Annotated in this window: 11 protein-coding genes; 2 read left to right on the forward strand and 9 right to left on the reverse strand. The window is 34.3% G+C overall.

The window, feature by feature from the left end; translation table 11 throughout:
- The first annotated feature begins 39 nt into the window (after positions 1-39).
- Together SOM12_RS00175 and kdsB are read left to right on the forward strand one after the other, a co-directional pair.
- Positions 40-852, forward strand: a complete 813-nt coding sequence (locus tag SOM12_RS00175) for a class I SAM-dependent methyltransferase (protein ID WP_250836680.1) — start codon at positions 40-42, stop codon at positions 850-852.
- Positions 853-1,017: 165 nt separating this feature from the next.
- The gene (kdsB, locus tag SOM12_RS00180; protein WP_320491957.1) at positions 1,018-1,752 is read left to right on the forward strand and encodes a 3-deoxy-manno-octulosonate cytidylyltransferase; all 735 of its coding nucleotides are present in this window, start codon (positions 1,018-1,020) and stop codon (positions 1,750-1,752) included.
- Between the two features lie 181 nt (positions 1,753-1,933).
- Here the strand turns inward: kdsB and SOM12_RS00185 are convergent, their stop codons facing one another.
- From SOM12_RS00185 to SOM12_RS00220, 9 genes are all read right to left on the reverse strand, one after another.
- Positions 1,934-4,348: an alpha-ketoacid dehydrogenase subunit alpha/beta gene (locus SOM12_RS00185; RefSeq protein WP_320491958.1), complete on the reverse strand. Its 2,415-nt coding sequence runs from the start codon at positions 4,346-4,348 to the stop codon at positions 1,934-1,936.
- 190 nt (positions 4,349-4,538) lie between these two features.
- On the reverse strand, positions 4,539-7,286 hold the full coding sequence (locus SOM12_RS00190; RefSeq protein WP_320491959.1) for an aminopeptidase: 2,748 nt from the start codon (positions 7,284-7,286) through the stop codon (positions 4,539-4,541).
- 268 nt (positions 7,287-7,554) lie between these two features.
- Positions 7,555-8,283, reverse strand: coding sequence for a TIGR00730 family Rossman fold protein (locus SOM12_RS00195; protein ID WP_095931557.1), 729 nt, complete (start codon positions 8,281-8,283; stop codon positions 7,555-7,557).
- 399 nt (positions 8,284-8,682) lie between these two features.
- Positions 8,683-8,988: a type II toxin-antitoxin system RelE/ParE family toxin gene (locus tag SOM12_RS24130; RefSeq protein WP_414655666.1), complete on the reverse strand. Its 306-nt coding sequence runs from the start codon at positions 8,986-8,988 to the stop codon at positions 8,683-8,685.
- Positions 8,989-8,996: 8 nt separating this feature from the next.
- On the reverse strand, positions 8,997-9,227 hold the full coding sequence (locus tag SOM12_RS00200; protein WP_320491960.1) for an addiction module protein: 231 nt from the start codon (positions 9,225-9,227) through the stop codon (positions 8,997-8,999).
- 25 nt (positions 9,228-9,252) lie between these two features.
- On the reverse strand, positions 9,253-12,084 hold the full coding sequence (uvrA, locus tag SOM12_RS00205; RefSeq protein WP_320491961.1) for an excinuclease ABC subunit UvrA: 2,832 nt from the start codon (positions 12,082-12,084) through the stop codon (positions 9,253-9,255).
- 174 nt (positions 12,085-12,258) lie between these two features.
- On the reverse strand, positions 12,259-14,043 hold the full coding sequence (locus SOM12_RS00210) for a chloride channel protein (RefSeq protein WP_320491962.1): 1,785 nt from the start codon (positions 14,041-14,043) through the stop codon (positions 12,259-12,261).
- 74 nt (positions 14,044-14,117) lie between these two features.
- On the reverse strand, positions 14,118-15,806 hold the full coding sequence (gene ggt / locus SOM12_RS00215) for a gamma-glutamyltransferase (RefSeq protein ID WP_320491963.1): 1,689 nt from the start codon (positions 15,804-15,806) through the stop codon (positions 14,118-14,120).
- Positions 15,807-15,827: 21 nt separating this feature from the next.
- Entirely contained in the window at positions 15,828-16,412 is a 585-nt protein-coding gene (locus tag SOM12_RS00220; protein ID WP_095931591.1) for an ACP phosphodiesterase, read from the reverse strand.
- Between the last annotated feature and the right edge of the window lie 188 nt (positions 16,413-16,600).

Raw genomic sequence — 16,600 nt, forward strand, 5'->3', positions numbered from 1 at the left:
AAGTGCGGCATCAGCACTATAATCACTGATAAAACTAAGATGAATCCAAACAAAGCATTATGGGAAAAAGGCGATTTTACACGCGTTGCAGAATCTATGAGAGAAAGCGGTGCGGAATTGGTTGCCAAAATTGGAATAAAAGAAAATAGTGACGTTTTAGATCTCGGCTGTGGTGATGGTACTACCGCAATACCTTCTGCAAAATTAGGAGCCAATGTCTTAGGTGTTGATATAGCAAGAAATTTAGTTGAAGCTGGCAATCTTCGAGCAAAAAAAGAAGGATTAGATAATATTGTATTTAAAGAAGGGGACGCAACCGATTTAAATGAATTGAAAAATCAATCTTACGATGTGACGATGAGTATTTTTGGAGCAATGTTTGCTCCAAAACCTTTTGATGTTGCTAAAGAAATGGTTCGTGTCACACGACCTGGAGGTAAAATTATTATGGGTAATTGGATACCGGGAGATCCAACGTTGATTGCACAAATCTTGAAAATTAGTTCTGAATTTACACCACCGCCTCCTGAGGGTTTTGTAAGTCCAATGCTGTGGGGTATTGAGGATAATGTTATCGAAAGATTCACAAATGCGGGTATTCCTAAAGAAAATATTTCTTTTGAGAGAGATACCTTTACATTTAAAGCAGCGTTTCCACCTTCGGAGTGGCTAAATCGATTAAAAAATTACTATGGTCCAACTATGAATGCTTTTGAAGCTGCCGAGCAAAATGGAAAAACTTCAGATTTGTATGCTAAACTTGAAGGATTAGTGAATAGCCAAAACCAAAGTAATGACAAAAATTCTACCTTAATTCCTGCAACTTATCTTCGTGTTACGGTTTTGGCTTAATTTTTTTCTAAATACATAAGACAAGAAGTTTGTTAATAATAATCGATGTATGATTTGCTAGTAAACAGAAAATTAAAAGTAATTTTTGCATATTTGCAAACACTTAAAACCGGTGAAAATTAAATTACTAAATTTTGAGTTTTTGAAACTCAGTAAAATATAAGAATGAAAATAATAGCGGTAATTCCAGCCAGATATGCTTCAACTCGTTTTCCTGCCAAATTAATGCAGGATTTGGGAGGCAAAACAATAATTCTAAGAACCTACGAAGCAGCAGTTTCTACAAAATTGTTCGATGATGTTTTTGTAGTAACAGATTCTGATCTGATTTTTGACGAAATTGTTTCTAATGGAGGAAAAGCCATTATGAGCATTAAAGAACATGAATCTGGAAGTGACCGTATTGCAGAAGCTGTTGCGAATCTAGATGTTGATATTGTAGTGAACGTGCAAGGTGATGAGCCTTTTACAGAAGCTGGACCATTAGAGCAGGTTTTATCAGTTTTTAAAAATGATTCAGATAAAAAGATTGATTTAGCTTCATTAATGCGCGAAATCACAGATGAAGAAGAAATCGATAATCCGAATAATGTAAAAGTGGTTGTAGACCAGTCGCAGTTTGCATTGTATTTTTCAAGATCTGTAATTCCGTATCCGAGAGAGAAAAATGTTGGTGTGAGATATTTTCAGCACATCGGAATTTATGCTTTTAGAAAACAGGCTTTGTTAGACTTTTACAGCCTTCCAATGAAAACTTTAGAAGCTTCTGAGAAGTTGGAGCAGTTAAGATATTTAGAATTCGGAAAACGCATCAAAATGGTTGAAACGACGCATGTTGGAATTGGAATTGATACGGCTGAGGATTTGGAAAGAGCTCGAGCAATGTTGAGAGATATTTAATTAATATTTATATCCACAAACTTGTCATCCTGAGGAACGAAGGATCACACTCGTAAATCGGCAAAGATTGGAGACATTCTAAACAGAGTTTCTAGTGTGATCCTTCGTTCATCAGGATGACAAATAAAACAAAAAAAGCTCCAAATTTTTGGAGCTTTTTTAATATCTAAAACAATCTAAATTACTGGTATAAAGCAGGAAATTTAGAAGGATTTGCTTCGTGCATCATATCGTAAATTTTCTCGTAAATGTCTTCTGCAGAAGGTTTAGAGAAGTAATCGCCGTCAGTTCCGTATGCAGGTCTGTGCGCTTTTGCTGCTAAAGTTTGTGGTTTGCTATCCAAATGTTTGTAAGCATCTTGTTCTTCTAAAATCTGCTGTAAAATGAATGCTGAAGCTCCTCCAGGAACGTCTTCATCAATTACTAAAAGACGGTTTGTTTTGGCAACACTTTTTACGATGTCTTTGTTAATATCGAACGGAAGTAAAGATTGAACATCAATAACTTCACACTCAATTCCTTTTTCTGCCAATTCATTAGCCGCTTGCATAACCAATCTTAAAGTTGATCCGTAAGAAACTAAAGTAATATCAGAACCTTCTCTTAGCGTTTCTACAACTCCAATTGGCGTTTTGAATTCACCAAAATTCAGTGGCGTTTTTTCTTTTAAACGATATCCGTTCAAACATTCAATAACCAAAGCAGGTTCATCACATTCTAACAAAGTGTTGTAGAAACCAGCTGCTTGTGTCATGTCTCTTGGAACCAAAACATGGATTCCGCGAATAGCATTAATAATCATTCCCATTGGAGAACCAGAATGCCAGATTCCTTCCAAACGGTGCCCACGGGTTCTAATGATTAATGGTGCTTTTTGTTTTCCAACGGTTCTATATTGTAATGTAGCTAAATCATCACTCATGATCTGAATAGCGTACAATAAATAATCTAAATACTGAATTTCAGCAATCGGGCGCAAGCCTCTCAATGCCATTCCGATTCCCTGACCAATTATAGTCGCTTCACGAATTCCGACATCGGCAACACGAAGTTCTCCGTATTTTTCCTGCATCCCTTCTAAACCTTGGTTTACGTCTCCGATGTTTCCAACATCTTCACCGAAAATTAAAGTTTCGGGATATTTGGCAAATAAAGCATCAAAGTTATCACGAAGAATCATTCTTCCGTCTAAATCTGCTTTTGCATTTTCAGCATATTTAGGAAGAACTTCCTGTACTGAAAATACATTTTTAGATGATTCAGAATGTAAATTACTGCTAAATTTTTCCTGAGTTTCTGCTATGAAATCTGTAATCCAATTTGATAAAAGAACTTTGCTGTTTGGAACTTCGATAAAACGAAGAATCTTTCTAGCATAAACCAATAATTCTTTCTTTAAAGGCGCTTTAATCGCACTTAATTCAGAAATTAATTTCTTGATTCTATCTTTATGGTTAATGCTTGCATCAGCAATTTGTTCTAATAAAGTAAGAAGGTTTTTTTGATCTTCAATAATTGGATTGATAAAGCTATTCCAAGCTTCTTTTTTAGCCTCTAAAACTTCTTTCTTTAGTTCAAAATCAATTTCTGCCAATTCTTCTGGAGATGCAATATTAATTGCAATCATCCATAAACGCATTTGACGAATACAGTCAAAATCTCTTTCCCAAGCCAGTCTTTCTGCATTTTTGTAACGTTCGTGAGAACCAGAAGTAGAGTGACCTTGTGGCTGTGTTAATTCGTTTACGTGAATTAAAACTGGAATATGTTCTTCACGCGCAATTGCTCCGGCTCTTTCATAAGTAGAAACCAGTTCGGCATAATCCCAGCCTTTCACTCTAAAGATTTCATAACCTTTAGAATCTTCATCACGCTGATATCCTTTTAAAATTTCAGAAATATTCTCTTTAGTAGTCTGATGTTTAGCATGAACAGAAATTCCGTATTCATCATCCCAAACACTCATTACCATTGGAACTTGTAGCACTCCAGCAGCGTTTATAGTTTCAAAAAACAAACCTTCAGAGGTACTTGCGTTACCAATAGTTCCCCAAGCTACTTCGTTTCCGTTAACAGAAAATTTCTCTTTAATTGTTATTCCACCAACCTCTCTGTAAATTTTTGAAGCTTGTGCCAAACCAAGTAATCTTGGCATTTGTCCTGCTGTTGGAGATATATCTGAACTTGAATTTTTTTGTTTGGTTAAGTCTTTCCAAGAACCATCTTCGTTTAAACTGTGCGTTACAAAGTGTCCGCCCATTTGTCTTCCGGCAGACATCGGATCAAAAGCTAAATCAGTATGACCGTATAAACCGGCAAAAAACTGTCTGGCATTCAATTCACCAATAGCCATCATAAAAGTTTGGTCGCGATAGTATCCAGAACGAAAATCTCCGTTTTTAAAAGCTTTTGCCATTGCCAGCTGCGGAACTTCTTTTCCGTCACCGAAAATTCCAAATTTAGCCTTTCCTGTTAATACTTCTTTTCGACCTAAAAGACTACATTCACGGCTTGTTACCGCAATTCTATAGTCATTCAATACCTCAGTTTTGAAGTCTTCAAATGTCAGTGTAGTATTGCTTTTTTCTTTTATCATAATCTTGTAGCGTCATGTTGTTTATGTCGCGAAATTACTTAAAAACAATCAATAATCATAATTCTTTGAACTAAATATAATTTAATTATTTGTATTCAAATCTAAAAACTACGTATTTTATTTATGTTATTTTTATATGAAATTTAATTTTATTGATAATTTCGCAAGTTTTTGTTTAAAATTTATTTGATTAAAACCATTTTCGGGTAAAAAGAGTGACTAAAGTTTTTGGCGAAAAAGTGATTATAAATCGTATTTTTTCATTGTATTTAGGTTGTGATATTTCCCATCCATTATTCGAATAAACAGGAAAATAGAGTTCAAAGTAGTCAGGAACCAAGTTTAAACGGACTCCAGAATCGTAAGCAAAGAACTCACTTTTGTGCTTGTTTTTTAAGAAACCAATGTCACCATAAATCTCAACCCAGTTCCATATGGCGTAACTGGCATTCAAAGTTGCCATCCATTGATTAGCGTATGAAGGTTCTAGTTGCGATTTGAAACCTCCTTCAGCGATAACATACTGCTGGCTAAAAAAACCTGTGCTTTCTGATCTTCCGAATAAATTATAATCAAATAAATAATCTGTCGGACGGTCTAAGCCAAAACTAAAATAATCTGAATTTGTTGTGTTGTACAAGAAAGTTCCAACGTATAGTCTTAAATTTAGCTTTTTGTTATTTTTAAATAGTCTTCTGTATTCAACTTCTCCAGAAGCTTTTCCGAAACCGCTAGAAAATTGCAAATCAGTCATAAAATTAAAATGATCAATTAATTCTGTTTTCGTATTAGAATAGCGGGCATTAAAGATCGAATAGTTTGGTTTCGAATTATCTGTAATGTAGGTGCTTGCTTCACGATTTACAATAACCTGACGAGCTAAAAATAGCTGTTTTCTATTATCTCTAAAATCTTTTTCTCGAATACGAAACTGCACCATCGGATTTAACCTTAAATAAGTTGCATCTGGAGCGTAATGATAATAATTCTGACTGATAGAATATCGAACATTATATAAGGTGCTGTTTCTATAATATTGATTCCATGAAAAAGCAGACGAACCCGAAACGGTACCCGCTTTTATAGAATACGCCGGATTAATGTCAAAATTAAAAGGTTTGTCTAAAATGGTTTTATTATGAAAACGAATTCCTGGCGTAATACCATCATAATAATTATAGTTTAATGTCGGAATGTATAAAATCTGATTGTAGTCTGGATCTTCTAAATCTTTAGCAAAATTAAATTTAACAGGTCGGTTGAGCGCAACATGTTTTAGCGATTTCCAGTTGTTTCTTTGGTTGTATTCGGGAACTTCATTGTCATAATTAATTACAATTTTTTCTGCATTTTTACGGCTAAACTCATAAACAGAGTCTTTTTTAGTAGGCTCAATCCATTCTTTAAAAATGACTTCTTTCTTTTTAATTCCGTAAATCGGAATAGGAGCGTAGATGCCAGTTTTATTTTTAACCGAAAACATAACGCTATCTGCAGTTCTCGAAACATTCGAAAATTTATAATCGATAATATCTCTCGAATCGATAATGGTTTTAAAGAACCAATTGATATTTTTTGGGCTTTTTTGGGTTAAGATTTTCTCAAAATCATAACGATTCGATTGTCCGAATTGGTTGAGATTGTAAAATTCTTTGACACTTTTAGGAACAATATCATGATTCAGATAGTCATCTAAATAACTCAAGCTCAAACCAGCACGATATTTACTGGCAATTTGCTCGTTAAATTTTATTAAGGTGTTTTTTGGGTCGCCAAGTGGCTGATCTAAGTTTTTACGAGCCATTAGCATATAGTAATAGCTATACTGCTCGTTAAAAGTCAGGTTCGTGATATTGTAGCTTTTAAAGAGCTTCATGTTGGAAAGTCTTCCTAGCATTTTTTCCTCCTTATGATGTTCTTCCATGTACTTCATCATGGCATAAATCTGGATTCCGTCATAAATCCAATTGTCTTTTCTAGGATCTAAGCGAAGACTGTTTTTGAGATAATTGTTTAGAAAAGTCTTTAAAAACTGAATTTCAAATATAAAATCATCCTGAAACGGACTGATAAAAGAAGGTAGCTGATTTAAACCATAAAAAGGATTTCTGTCGTAATCGATCTGAGAAACGGTTATTTTTTCATGCGGATATTTGCCAATAAACTTTTCAGCATAAGAAACCACACGATTAATGATAATAGCTTTCTGGATTTCGTCTATTTTTTTATTTTTTAAATTGGTTTCAACCAGTAGAGAACCATTATCATATGTTCTAAAGCTATTTTGTTTTTCGATATAAAGACTAAAATCGGTTCTGTTTCTGCCAGAGAAAGAATAAATATTGTAACCCTGATTGCTGGTATCTTTAGAAACCGAATTTAAATCGGTAGTAATAGAGTATGGATTCGGGATTTTAATTTCAACTTCATAATCGCTCACCGCATTGGCAATATCATCCAGATTGAAATTGTTATACTTTACAAAAAGGCCATTTTCAAAACGGGCAGGACTTATAAACCAGTTTTTAAGAGCCATACCGCCATTTTGATCAAAACCAAAATGTGTGAATTTATCGTTTGGTATTTTTACAATATAATTAAGATGTAAAACGATTTTTTCGTTAGGAAGCAGTTTGCGATTCAGCTTAACCGTAATATAGTCAGGATCCTGATTGCTTCTTTCCCATTCCAGAGCCGAAAAATTAGTTTCTGTTAGGTTTATAATTGTCGTTTTTCCTCTGTCGGCAGCCTTTGCCAAATGAAAACCTCTGTAAAATTCATCAGAAAAACGTTTTGCAAGAGGCGTGTTTTTATCCGCAAAAGCGTTATTCCAATCGTTCAAAACAATCAAAGCCAAAGTATCATTTGTAGTATTATGATACGTAAGATCTTGTTTTATGTTTAGTGTTTTAAGTTCGAGATTTACCGCCACTTCCATCTTAGATTGATGTTGTGCAGTTAGTTTTATCGAAAATGATAAAGCTAAAACGAGGCAAATAATTTTATAAAGTGCTTTCAAATAGTGGCTTAAAAATTATCAGACATACTTAAATTACGGACATATTGCGGTTTCGGATTTTTGTAAAAATAGTATAAAAAAAGCTGTTTAAAAAAACAGCTTTCAATTTTTACGATACTTTACGTAATTTAACGATAAATAGTATGATGTTCACAGCGAAATGTGATCTCACACATGAAAATTAAATTTAGAAATTCGGACTTAAATCGTATTTTTTGTAGAATTTATCCAATGCTTCCACAACTTCATCTTCAGTGTCTACAATTTTAAATAAATTCAAATCTTCTGGGCTTACAGTATGCATTTTTTCAACCAAAACAGTTTTAACCCATTCGATTAAGCCAGACCAGAACTCAACTCCAACCAAAATAATCGGAAATTTTCCAATTTTCTTAGTTTGAATCAAAGTGATAGCTTCAAACATTTCGTCTAAAGTTCCAAAACCACCTGGCATCACCACAAAACCTTGCGAATATTTTACGAACATTACTTTTCTCACAAAGAAATAGTCGAAATTCAGGTTTTTGTCATGATCAATATAAGGATTAAAATGCTGCTCAAACGGAAGTTCGATATTTAAACCAACCGAAATTCCTCCGCCCAAATGCGCGCCTTTATTTCCAGCTTCCATAATTCCGGGACCACCTCCTGTAATCACACCGTAACCTGCTTTACTGATTTTATAAGCAATTTTTTCAGCCAATTGATAGTACTTATCCTCTGGTTTTGTTCTCGCCGATCCAAAAATAGAAACACAAGGACCAATACGTCCCATTGCTTCGTAACCATTTACAAACTCAGACATAATCTTAAAAATTGCCCAGCTGTCATTGGTTTTAATTTCATTCCACGTTCTTTGTTTCAAACGATCCTGAATTACTTTATCTTCATCATTATCAAAATCTTCTAATCTCATTTTAGGTATTTTAATTTATTATTTTATTTATGTTTTTGTCCCTGTAATTGTCATCCTGATCATAGTCGGAAGAAGGAGCCGTTTCCCGCTGTCAGCTATATTCCCGATAAACAAAAACTACGGCTAAAAAGCCTTGTTTTTCTAAATCGGGAGATGCCGCTCCCATCAGGGCTAGGGCAGTTGGTCTCATATAAACCATTTGGCTTAATTGAAACATATTTTCTTTAAAAAGCTTGAGTTTTTCAGAAAAAGCGGACACTAAATTAACGCTTTTTTCTAGAATTGTTATAAAAAAGAGTAATTATAATCCAAAAGTAATGCTTGGATAATGAATATGCCTAAGGTTTTGGTTCACTATCAGATGATTATAGTTTTTGGATTGTTTAGATAATATATCTGCTACTTTTTAGTTCTTGAGTTCCAAATTTCAGGGGTTCTGCTAGTATGAAAGATTGAGAAAATCTCCACTAAATTTAATTGTTCGTTAATTGAATAATGAATTATAAACGGAAATTTTTTGACTATCATGCAACGAATATTTTTATAACGAATAGCACAAATATGTGGTTGAGTTTTTAATGAGTTAATTTGAGTTTTAACTTGCTTATGAAAACGAAGCCCCAAATTTTCTAACTGGTTATTATACCATTTAACTATTTGTGTTAGATCATTTAAAGCATCCTGATCTATTTTAATATTGTACATTTCAAAAATTATTGAATTGGTAAATCGGAAACATCATCCCAGTCAAGCATTCGTTCAGGAGACGCTTTGCTTTTTTTAATTCTGCTTAAAACTATTTTTTGATGTTCTTCAGGGATTTCAATATTATCATCTTTCCAAATCACCTCATTGAGTTTTAATTTTTCAGCAGGTGATAATTGTTTTACAACTTTCATCAATTCTTTAAAATCTAAATCTACTTTCAAACTTAAACTGTTCATAAAAATAATATTTATAATAATGATACTAAGTTAGTTCTTTTTTCAAAAACTTAGCCGTATAACTCTTTTTATTCTGAGCCACTTCTTCTGGGGTTCCTTTGGCAACCAATTGTCCGCCACCTTTTCCACCTTCTGGACCAATATCGATAATATAATCGGCAAGTTTGATTACGTCCATATTATGTTCGATCACCAGAATAGTATTTCCTTTATCAACCAGTTTATTGATTACTTCCATCAAAACGCGAATGTCTTCAAAGTGTAATCCTGTTGTTGGTTCGTCTAGAATATAAAATGTATTTCCAGTATCTTTTTTAGATAATTCTCCCGCTAATTTAATACGTTGCGCTTCACCACCCGAAAGCGTTGTACTTTGTTGCCCAAGTGTAATATAACCTAAACCAACATCTTGAATTGTCTTGATTTTTCTATAAATCTTCGGAATATTTTCAAAAAATGGAACAGCTTCATCAACCGTCATATCCAAAACATCAGAAATAGATTTTCCTTTGTATCTAATTTCTAAAGTTTCTCTGTTGAAACGTTTTCCCTGACACGTTTCGCATTCTACGTAAACGTCTGGTAAAAAGTTCATTTCGATTGTTCTTACACCAGAACCTTCGCAGGTTTCGCAACGTCCACCTTTTACGTTAAAACTAAAACGTCCCGCTTTATAACCACGAATCATACTTTCAGAAGTCATTGTAAACAAATTTCTGATTTCAGTGAAAACCTCTGTATAAGTCGCCGGATTCGAACGTGGTGTTCTTCCAATCGGACTTTGGTCAATATCAATTACTTTATCAATATGTTCCAGACCTTCAATCTTTTTGTAAGGCTGTGGTTTCTTTACTCCATTAAAATAATACGCATTTAAAATTGGATACAGCGTCTCATTAATTAAAGTCGATTTACCGCTTCCTGAAACTCCTGTAACGCAGGTTAATTGCCCTAACGGAATTTCTATCGAAACGTTTTTAAGATTGTTTCCTGTTGCACCGGTTAGTTTCAAGAATTTGCCATTGCCTTTTCTTCTTTTCTTCGGAATCTCAAATTTCATTTTACCATTCAAATATTGAGCGGTTATAGTATCCGAAGCTAAAGTTTCTTTTGGAGTTCCAATACTGATGATTTCTCCTCCATATTTACCTGCTTTTGGTCCAATATCAATTACATAATCTGCTGTTTCGATCATGTCCTTGTCATGTTCAACCACAATAACCGAGTTTCCGATATCGCGTAATTGTTCCAAAGAATGAATCAACTTTTCGTTATCTCTTTGGTGCAAACCAATACTTGGTTCATCCAAAATATAAAGAACTCCAACCAACTGAGAACCAATTTGTGTTGCCAGACGAATACGCTGCGCTTCCCCGCCCGAAAGCGATTTTGAACTTCGGCTTAAAGCCAAATAATTCAAACCAACATTCATTAAAAAGTTCAAACGGTCTTTAATTTCTTTTACCACTTCAGATGCAATTAAAAGCTGTTTATCTGTCAAATGGCTATTTAAATCTTGAAACCAAGCTGTTAAATCTGAAATATCCATATCACATAATTCGGTGATATTTTTTTCGTTTACCCTAAAAAATAAAGCTTCTTTTTTAAGACGTGAACCGTCGCAAACAGGACAGTTAATTTCGTCCATAAAATCTTTTGCCCAACGTTTTATGCTGGTTGTAGCGCTTTCGTCATATTGATTTTTGATGAAATTAGAAATTCCTTCAAAGTCAATTTTATATTCTCTCGTTACGCCAAGATCTTTTGAATTGATCGAAAATTTATCTTTTCCGCCATACAAAATCATTTGCATTGCTTCTTCAGGAATTTTCTCAATTGCATCGGTAATTTTAAATCCGAATTTTTCTCCAATGGTTTCCAATTGTTTGAAAATCCAAGACGATTTGTATTCGCCAAGCGGAGCAAAACCACCAGCTTTTATCGATAATTTCGGATTTGGAATAATCTTCTTAACATTGATTTCGTGTACCGTTCCCAATCCGTTGCAATGTGGACAAGCTCCTTTTGGAGAGTTGAACGAAAATAAATTTGGTTCTGGATTCTGATACGATATTCCTGTTGAAGGACACATTAAATTTCTACTGAAATAACGCACTTCATTAGAATCTTGATCTAAAATCATCAAGACATCTTCACCGTGATGCATCGCTGTATTGATGCTTTCAGATAATCTTTTTTGTGTATCTGGATTATCTTCAATCACCATTCTGTCTACAACAATCTCAATATCGTGTGTTTTGTAACGATCCAATTTCATTCCCGCAACAAGATCTTGAACTTCTCCGTTTACACGAACTTTCAAGAATCCTTGTTTAGTTATTTGTTGGAATAATTCCGCATAATGACCTTTTCTAGCTTTAATAACCGGAGCAAGAATGTTGATGCGTTTTCCATTATAATCCTGAATAATCAGATCTTTAATCTGCTCATCAGAATACGAAACCATTTTTTCGCCAGTGTTATAACTGTAGGCATCTGCGCCACGCGCATATAACAGCCTTAAGAAATCGTAAATTTCAGTGATAGTCCCAACGGTAGAACGCGGACTTTTACTAGTTGTTTTTTGTTCAATCGCGATTACAGGCGAAAGTCCGTCGATTTTATCAACGTCTGGACGCTCTAATCCGCCAAGAAATTGCCTCGCGTAGGCAGAAAACGTTTCTACGTAACGGCGCTGTCCTTCGGCATAAATCGTATCAAAAGCCAAAGAAGATTTTCCCGAACCTGATAAACCTGTAATTACAACCAGTTTTTCACGCGGAATAGATATATCGATATTTTTTAGATTGTGAACTCTTGCACCAAGAACTTCAATAGTATTGTCTTTATCTAACATAATTTTGAGCAAAACGCAAAGTTACCACTTTGATTTGTTCTTTTAGTGCTCGATAGCAAAACTTTATGTTACAATTAGTAACAAAATAAAAGTAGTTTCTTATAGTTTTATTTTTTGCTGGAAAACATTTTAATATTGGGTGAATAAAAATTTTTAACCTATCCTATATTAAGGCTATTCAATGGTCATAGAACGAAGTTTTGTTCTATATGCTTCAAGTGCTATCGATTTTGAAATGAATCCGTGATATTTTCCGTCTCTTAGAACAGGAAGAAAAGCAGATTTTGAGGTTTCAAATTTACGCATTACAATTTCCATGCTGTCGAGTGTAGAAATTGTAGCAGTTGGTGCTTTCATTACATCTCTAATGAAAGTATATTTTACACGGTAAGAGTTAAATATAATTTCGCGAATATCATTAAAATGAACCACTCCGACTAAATCTTTATCATTGTTTACAACCGCAAAAACAACTTGATTAGAATGCGAAATCAAATCTACCAATTTGCTTAAGTTTTCGTCTGGATGAACGGTTAGGTAATCGCACTGAATGATCGTGTCAATTTCTAAAGTGGATAGAATATTAGAATCTTTATTACTTGTAAAAGCATGTCCTTTTTTAGCTAATCCTTTTACGTCAAGCGAATATTTTTCGTAACGCTTAGAAATAGCAAAACTGATTGAAGAGACAATCATAAGCGGAATCATTAATCCGTAACCTCCTGTAATTTCTGCGATTAAGAAAATAGCCGTAAGCGGAGCATGAAATAAACCGCTCAAAATTCCGGCCATTCCGACCATTGTAAAATTACTGATAGGAAGTTTAGATAAGCCAATCATCGTAACCAATTTAGAAAAGAAATAGCCTAAATATGATCCTAGAAAAAGAGAAGGAGCAAAGTTTCCTCCATTTCCACCGCTTCCAAGAGTTAGTCCCGAAGCAAAAACTTTAACCATTGCTGTTGCCCCAACAAATAAAAGTAAAACCCATTGATTGTTTCTGAAATCTGCAAACAAAGTATTATCTAATAAAAGTCCCGGATCTGCATCAGATAATGTTTTAATACTTTCGTAACCTTCACCAAATAGTGTTGGAAAAATAAAAATTAGTAACGCTAATAACGATGAACCAATCAAAGCTTTTTTGTATGGATTAATTTGCTGTTTGGCAAAATAATGCTCTACTTTCTGGAAATTTCTAGAGTAATAAATAGCGACCAATCCCGTAAGAACGCCTAAGAGAACATAGAATGGAATATTATGATAATCGAATGTTTCTTGTTTTTTGAAGCTTAATAAAATGCTTTCGTCCAGAACAATCGCAGAAACCAATGCGCCTGTCGCAGCAGAAATCATAATTGGCGTAAAGGCAGAAATACTAACATCTACCAATAAAACTTCGATCGCAAAAAGAACTCCGGCTATTGGTGCGTTAAATGCGGCAGCAATTCCGGCCGCAACGCCACAGCCAATTAACAATGTCCTGTCTTTGTATTGTAACTTATAGTTTTGGGCAAAATTAGAGCCAAAAGCGGCTCCTGTTATCACAATCGGACTCTCTAAACCAGCAGAACCTCCTAAACCAACCGTTAACGAACTAGTAACAATCTGGGCATACATCTGCTTTTTCGGAATAATACTGGCTTTTTTGGCAACCGCATAAAGTATTTGTGAAGTTCCTTTCTGAATACTTCCGTTAAGAACTTTATTTACAACAAAAACCGTTAGTGTAATACCAATAATAGGCAAAATACTATTGATGAAACTCAATTTTAGAATCCCGTTGATGTAAGTTGCAAAAGAAAAAACGCTGTGTGCAAATGTTTTAAGAACAATTACCGCAAACGCGCACGAGATTCCTGTTAATACACTGGATAAAAAAAGAAATTGTTTTGGTGTCATTAAAGATTGAGCCAAAGCAATTATACTTTCAAGTCGTCTGAAATATTTTTTTATCATTATGTTTTAAAAATTATCGATCTTACAAAATTAGATTTTAATCTTGTTTAAAAAAAATAAAATCAAGAATCACTTTAAAAACCAACCGCTGTGTCGTCTCCTCTAAAATCTGCTCCTCCTTCTAATCTATTGTCAGGTAAGACCAAAATGGCATCTACTTTTCCGATAATTGGAGTTGGCTTTTCGTTGATAATGTAACTCTTAGCTTTTAGTTTTTCTATAGTTTTCGTTTCAAAAGTATTAGGTTCGAAAGTGATTAAATCGGGTAGCCATTGATGATGAAAACGTGGAGCATTTACCGCTTCCTGCATGCTTAATTTGCATTCGTAAACATTTAAAATCGTTTGCAAAACAGAAGTAATAATGGTAGAACCACCTGGAGTTCCCACAACCATAAAAAGTTTTCCGTCTTTTTCTACAATTGTTGGGGTCATAGAGCTTAACATGCGTTTTTGCGGTGCAATGCTGTTGGCTTCATTTCCAACCAAACCAAACATATTTGGAGATCCAGGTTTGGCACTAAAATCATCCATTTCATTATTCAAAAAGAAACCTAATTCGTCACAGTAATATTTAGAACCATAACCATCATTTAAAGTGGTTGTAGCTGCAATTGCGTTTCCGAATTGGTCTACAATAGAGTAATGTGTAGTTTCTGTGCTTTCGGCATAATTTACTTTTCCTTCTTTAATTTCGGTAGACAAAGTTGCTTTTTCAGGATTAAAACTTGCCATTCTTTCGCGCAGATAGTTTGCGTCTAACAATTCTTTCATCGGAATTTTTACAAAATCAGGATCGCCTAAAAAGTAACTTCTGTCTGCATAGGCTCTTCTTTCGGCTTCAACAATAACCTGAATAGCGTCGGGAGAATTATGTCCCATTTTTGCTAAATCGTAAGGCTCAAGCATTTTTAAGATTTGCGCCAGACAAATTCCGCCACTGCTTGGAGGAGACATTGAGATGATTTTCAAATCTTTATAAGTAAACTGAAGCGGCTTTCTCCATTTTGCCTCATATTTGGCTAAATCTTGCATCGTGATAATACCGCCTTTTTTCTGAAGATAATTGACTAAGATTTTTGCAGTTTCGCCTTTGTAGAATTCATTTCTTCCTTTTTTCTGAATTCTTTTTAAAGTTTTGGCTAAAGCTAAGTATTTGATCGTGTCATTTTCTTTGAAATTGCCTGATACAAGTGAATTTTCGCCGTTAATTTTTACAATGCTTTCATGATAATCTTTTATACTTTTCTCTTGCTTTTTGGTTACTACAACACCTCTTTCTGCTAAAGCGATAACAGGCTCTAGAATTTTAGAAATAGGCATTGTTCCATATTTTTTATGTACGGCAAAAACGCCTGCAATAGTTCCAGGAACACCAATAGCAAGAGCTGTTTGTGTGCTTTTTCCTTTTATAACATTTCCTTCACTATCCAAAAACATATCTTTTGTGGCAGCAAGTGGTGCTTTTTCTCGATAATCCAACGAACCCACTTCACCATTTGCTTTTCTGTAAACCATAAATCCGCCACCGCCTATATTTCCTGCAAACGGAAAAGCAACTGCAAGAGCCAATTCTGTCCCGACCATCGCATCAAAAGCATTTCCTCCTTTTTTCATAATGTCGGCACCAATTTTTGAAGCTTCTTCACGAGCAGAAACGACCATTGCTTTTGTAACAACCAATCCTGTTGGTTTTGGAAGAGCTTCTTGTGCGTTGCTGCTATTTAAATATAAAAGGGCGATTAAAAGTGTAATTTTTTTCATGTGCAATAAAATTAAATTGGGCTAAAGAGAAAGCAGTTTTTCTTTGGCTTTTACTCTCATTTCTTCAAAGAAAAGGGTAAATTCTTCTTCAAATTCATCATAAAACTCAATAAGTTCTTCAACAGCAAATTGCATTTGAGAAATGTTTTTCGACCTTCTGTCCATTTGCGTCAAAATATGCTGAATTCCTTCTGTTGTACGATAACTTACCAACCAGTTTCTTTCGATCATGTATGGCATTAAACCTTGTGTTTTTTCGGTTAAAATCTCGTAATTATCATGCAAAGAATGATAAAATCGTTTTACAAAAAGTTCCAATTCCTCATCCGAATATTTTGTCCAGTTTTTGGCCAAAAAATGATCATAAACAATATCGACAATTACGCCGGCATAATGATGGTATCTGTCATGAAGACGTTTGGTGCTGGTTCTAAAAATATCGTGAGAATCGGTATAGGTATCTATGAATCGGTGCAGTAAAATTCCTTTTTGCACATCTTCAGGAAAATGTTCAAATTGTTTTCCGCGAATTCCGTCAGCCATAAAATTCCCTATTTTAATCAGATCATTTTCTCCAGAAAGGTATATGTGGGCTAAGAAATTCATTTTTTTGAAAGTTGCCAAGAACCTTAGAGACTAAGATTCTGAGTTATTTTAGTAAATGTATAAAAACTTTTTTAAATCATTTTGTTATAAAAATAACGAGAAATAAGTAGTTTCTTATAGATTAAATTTAAATTCTTAGAGACTTAGCGCCTTAGTAACTCGGTAACTTTTTTATATTTGTAAAAAAA

Source organism: Flavobacterium sp. CFBP9031 (assembly GCF_034044945.1).
Lineage (GTDB): Bacteria > Bacteroidota > Bacteroidia > Flavobacteriales > Flavobacteriaceae > Flavobacterium.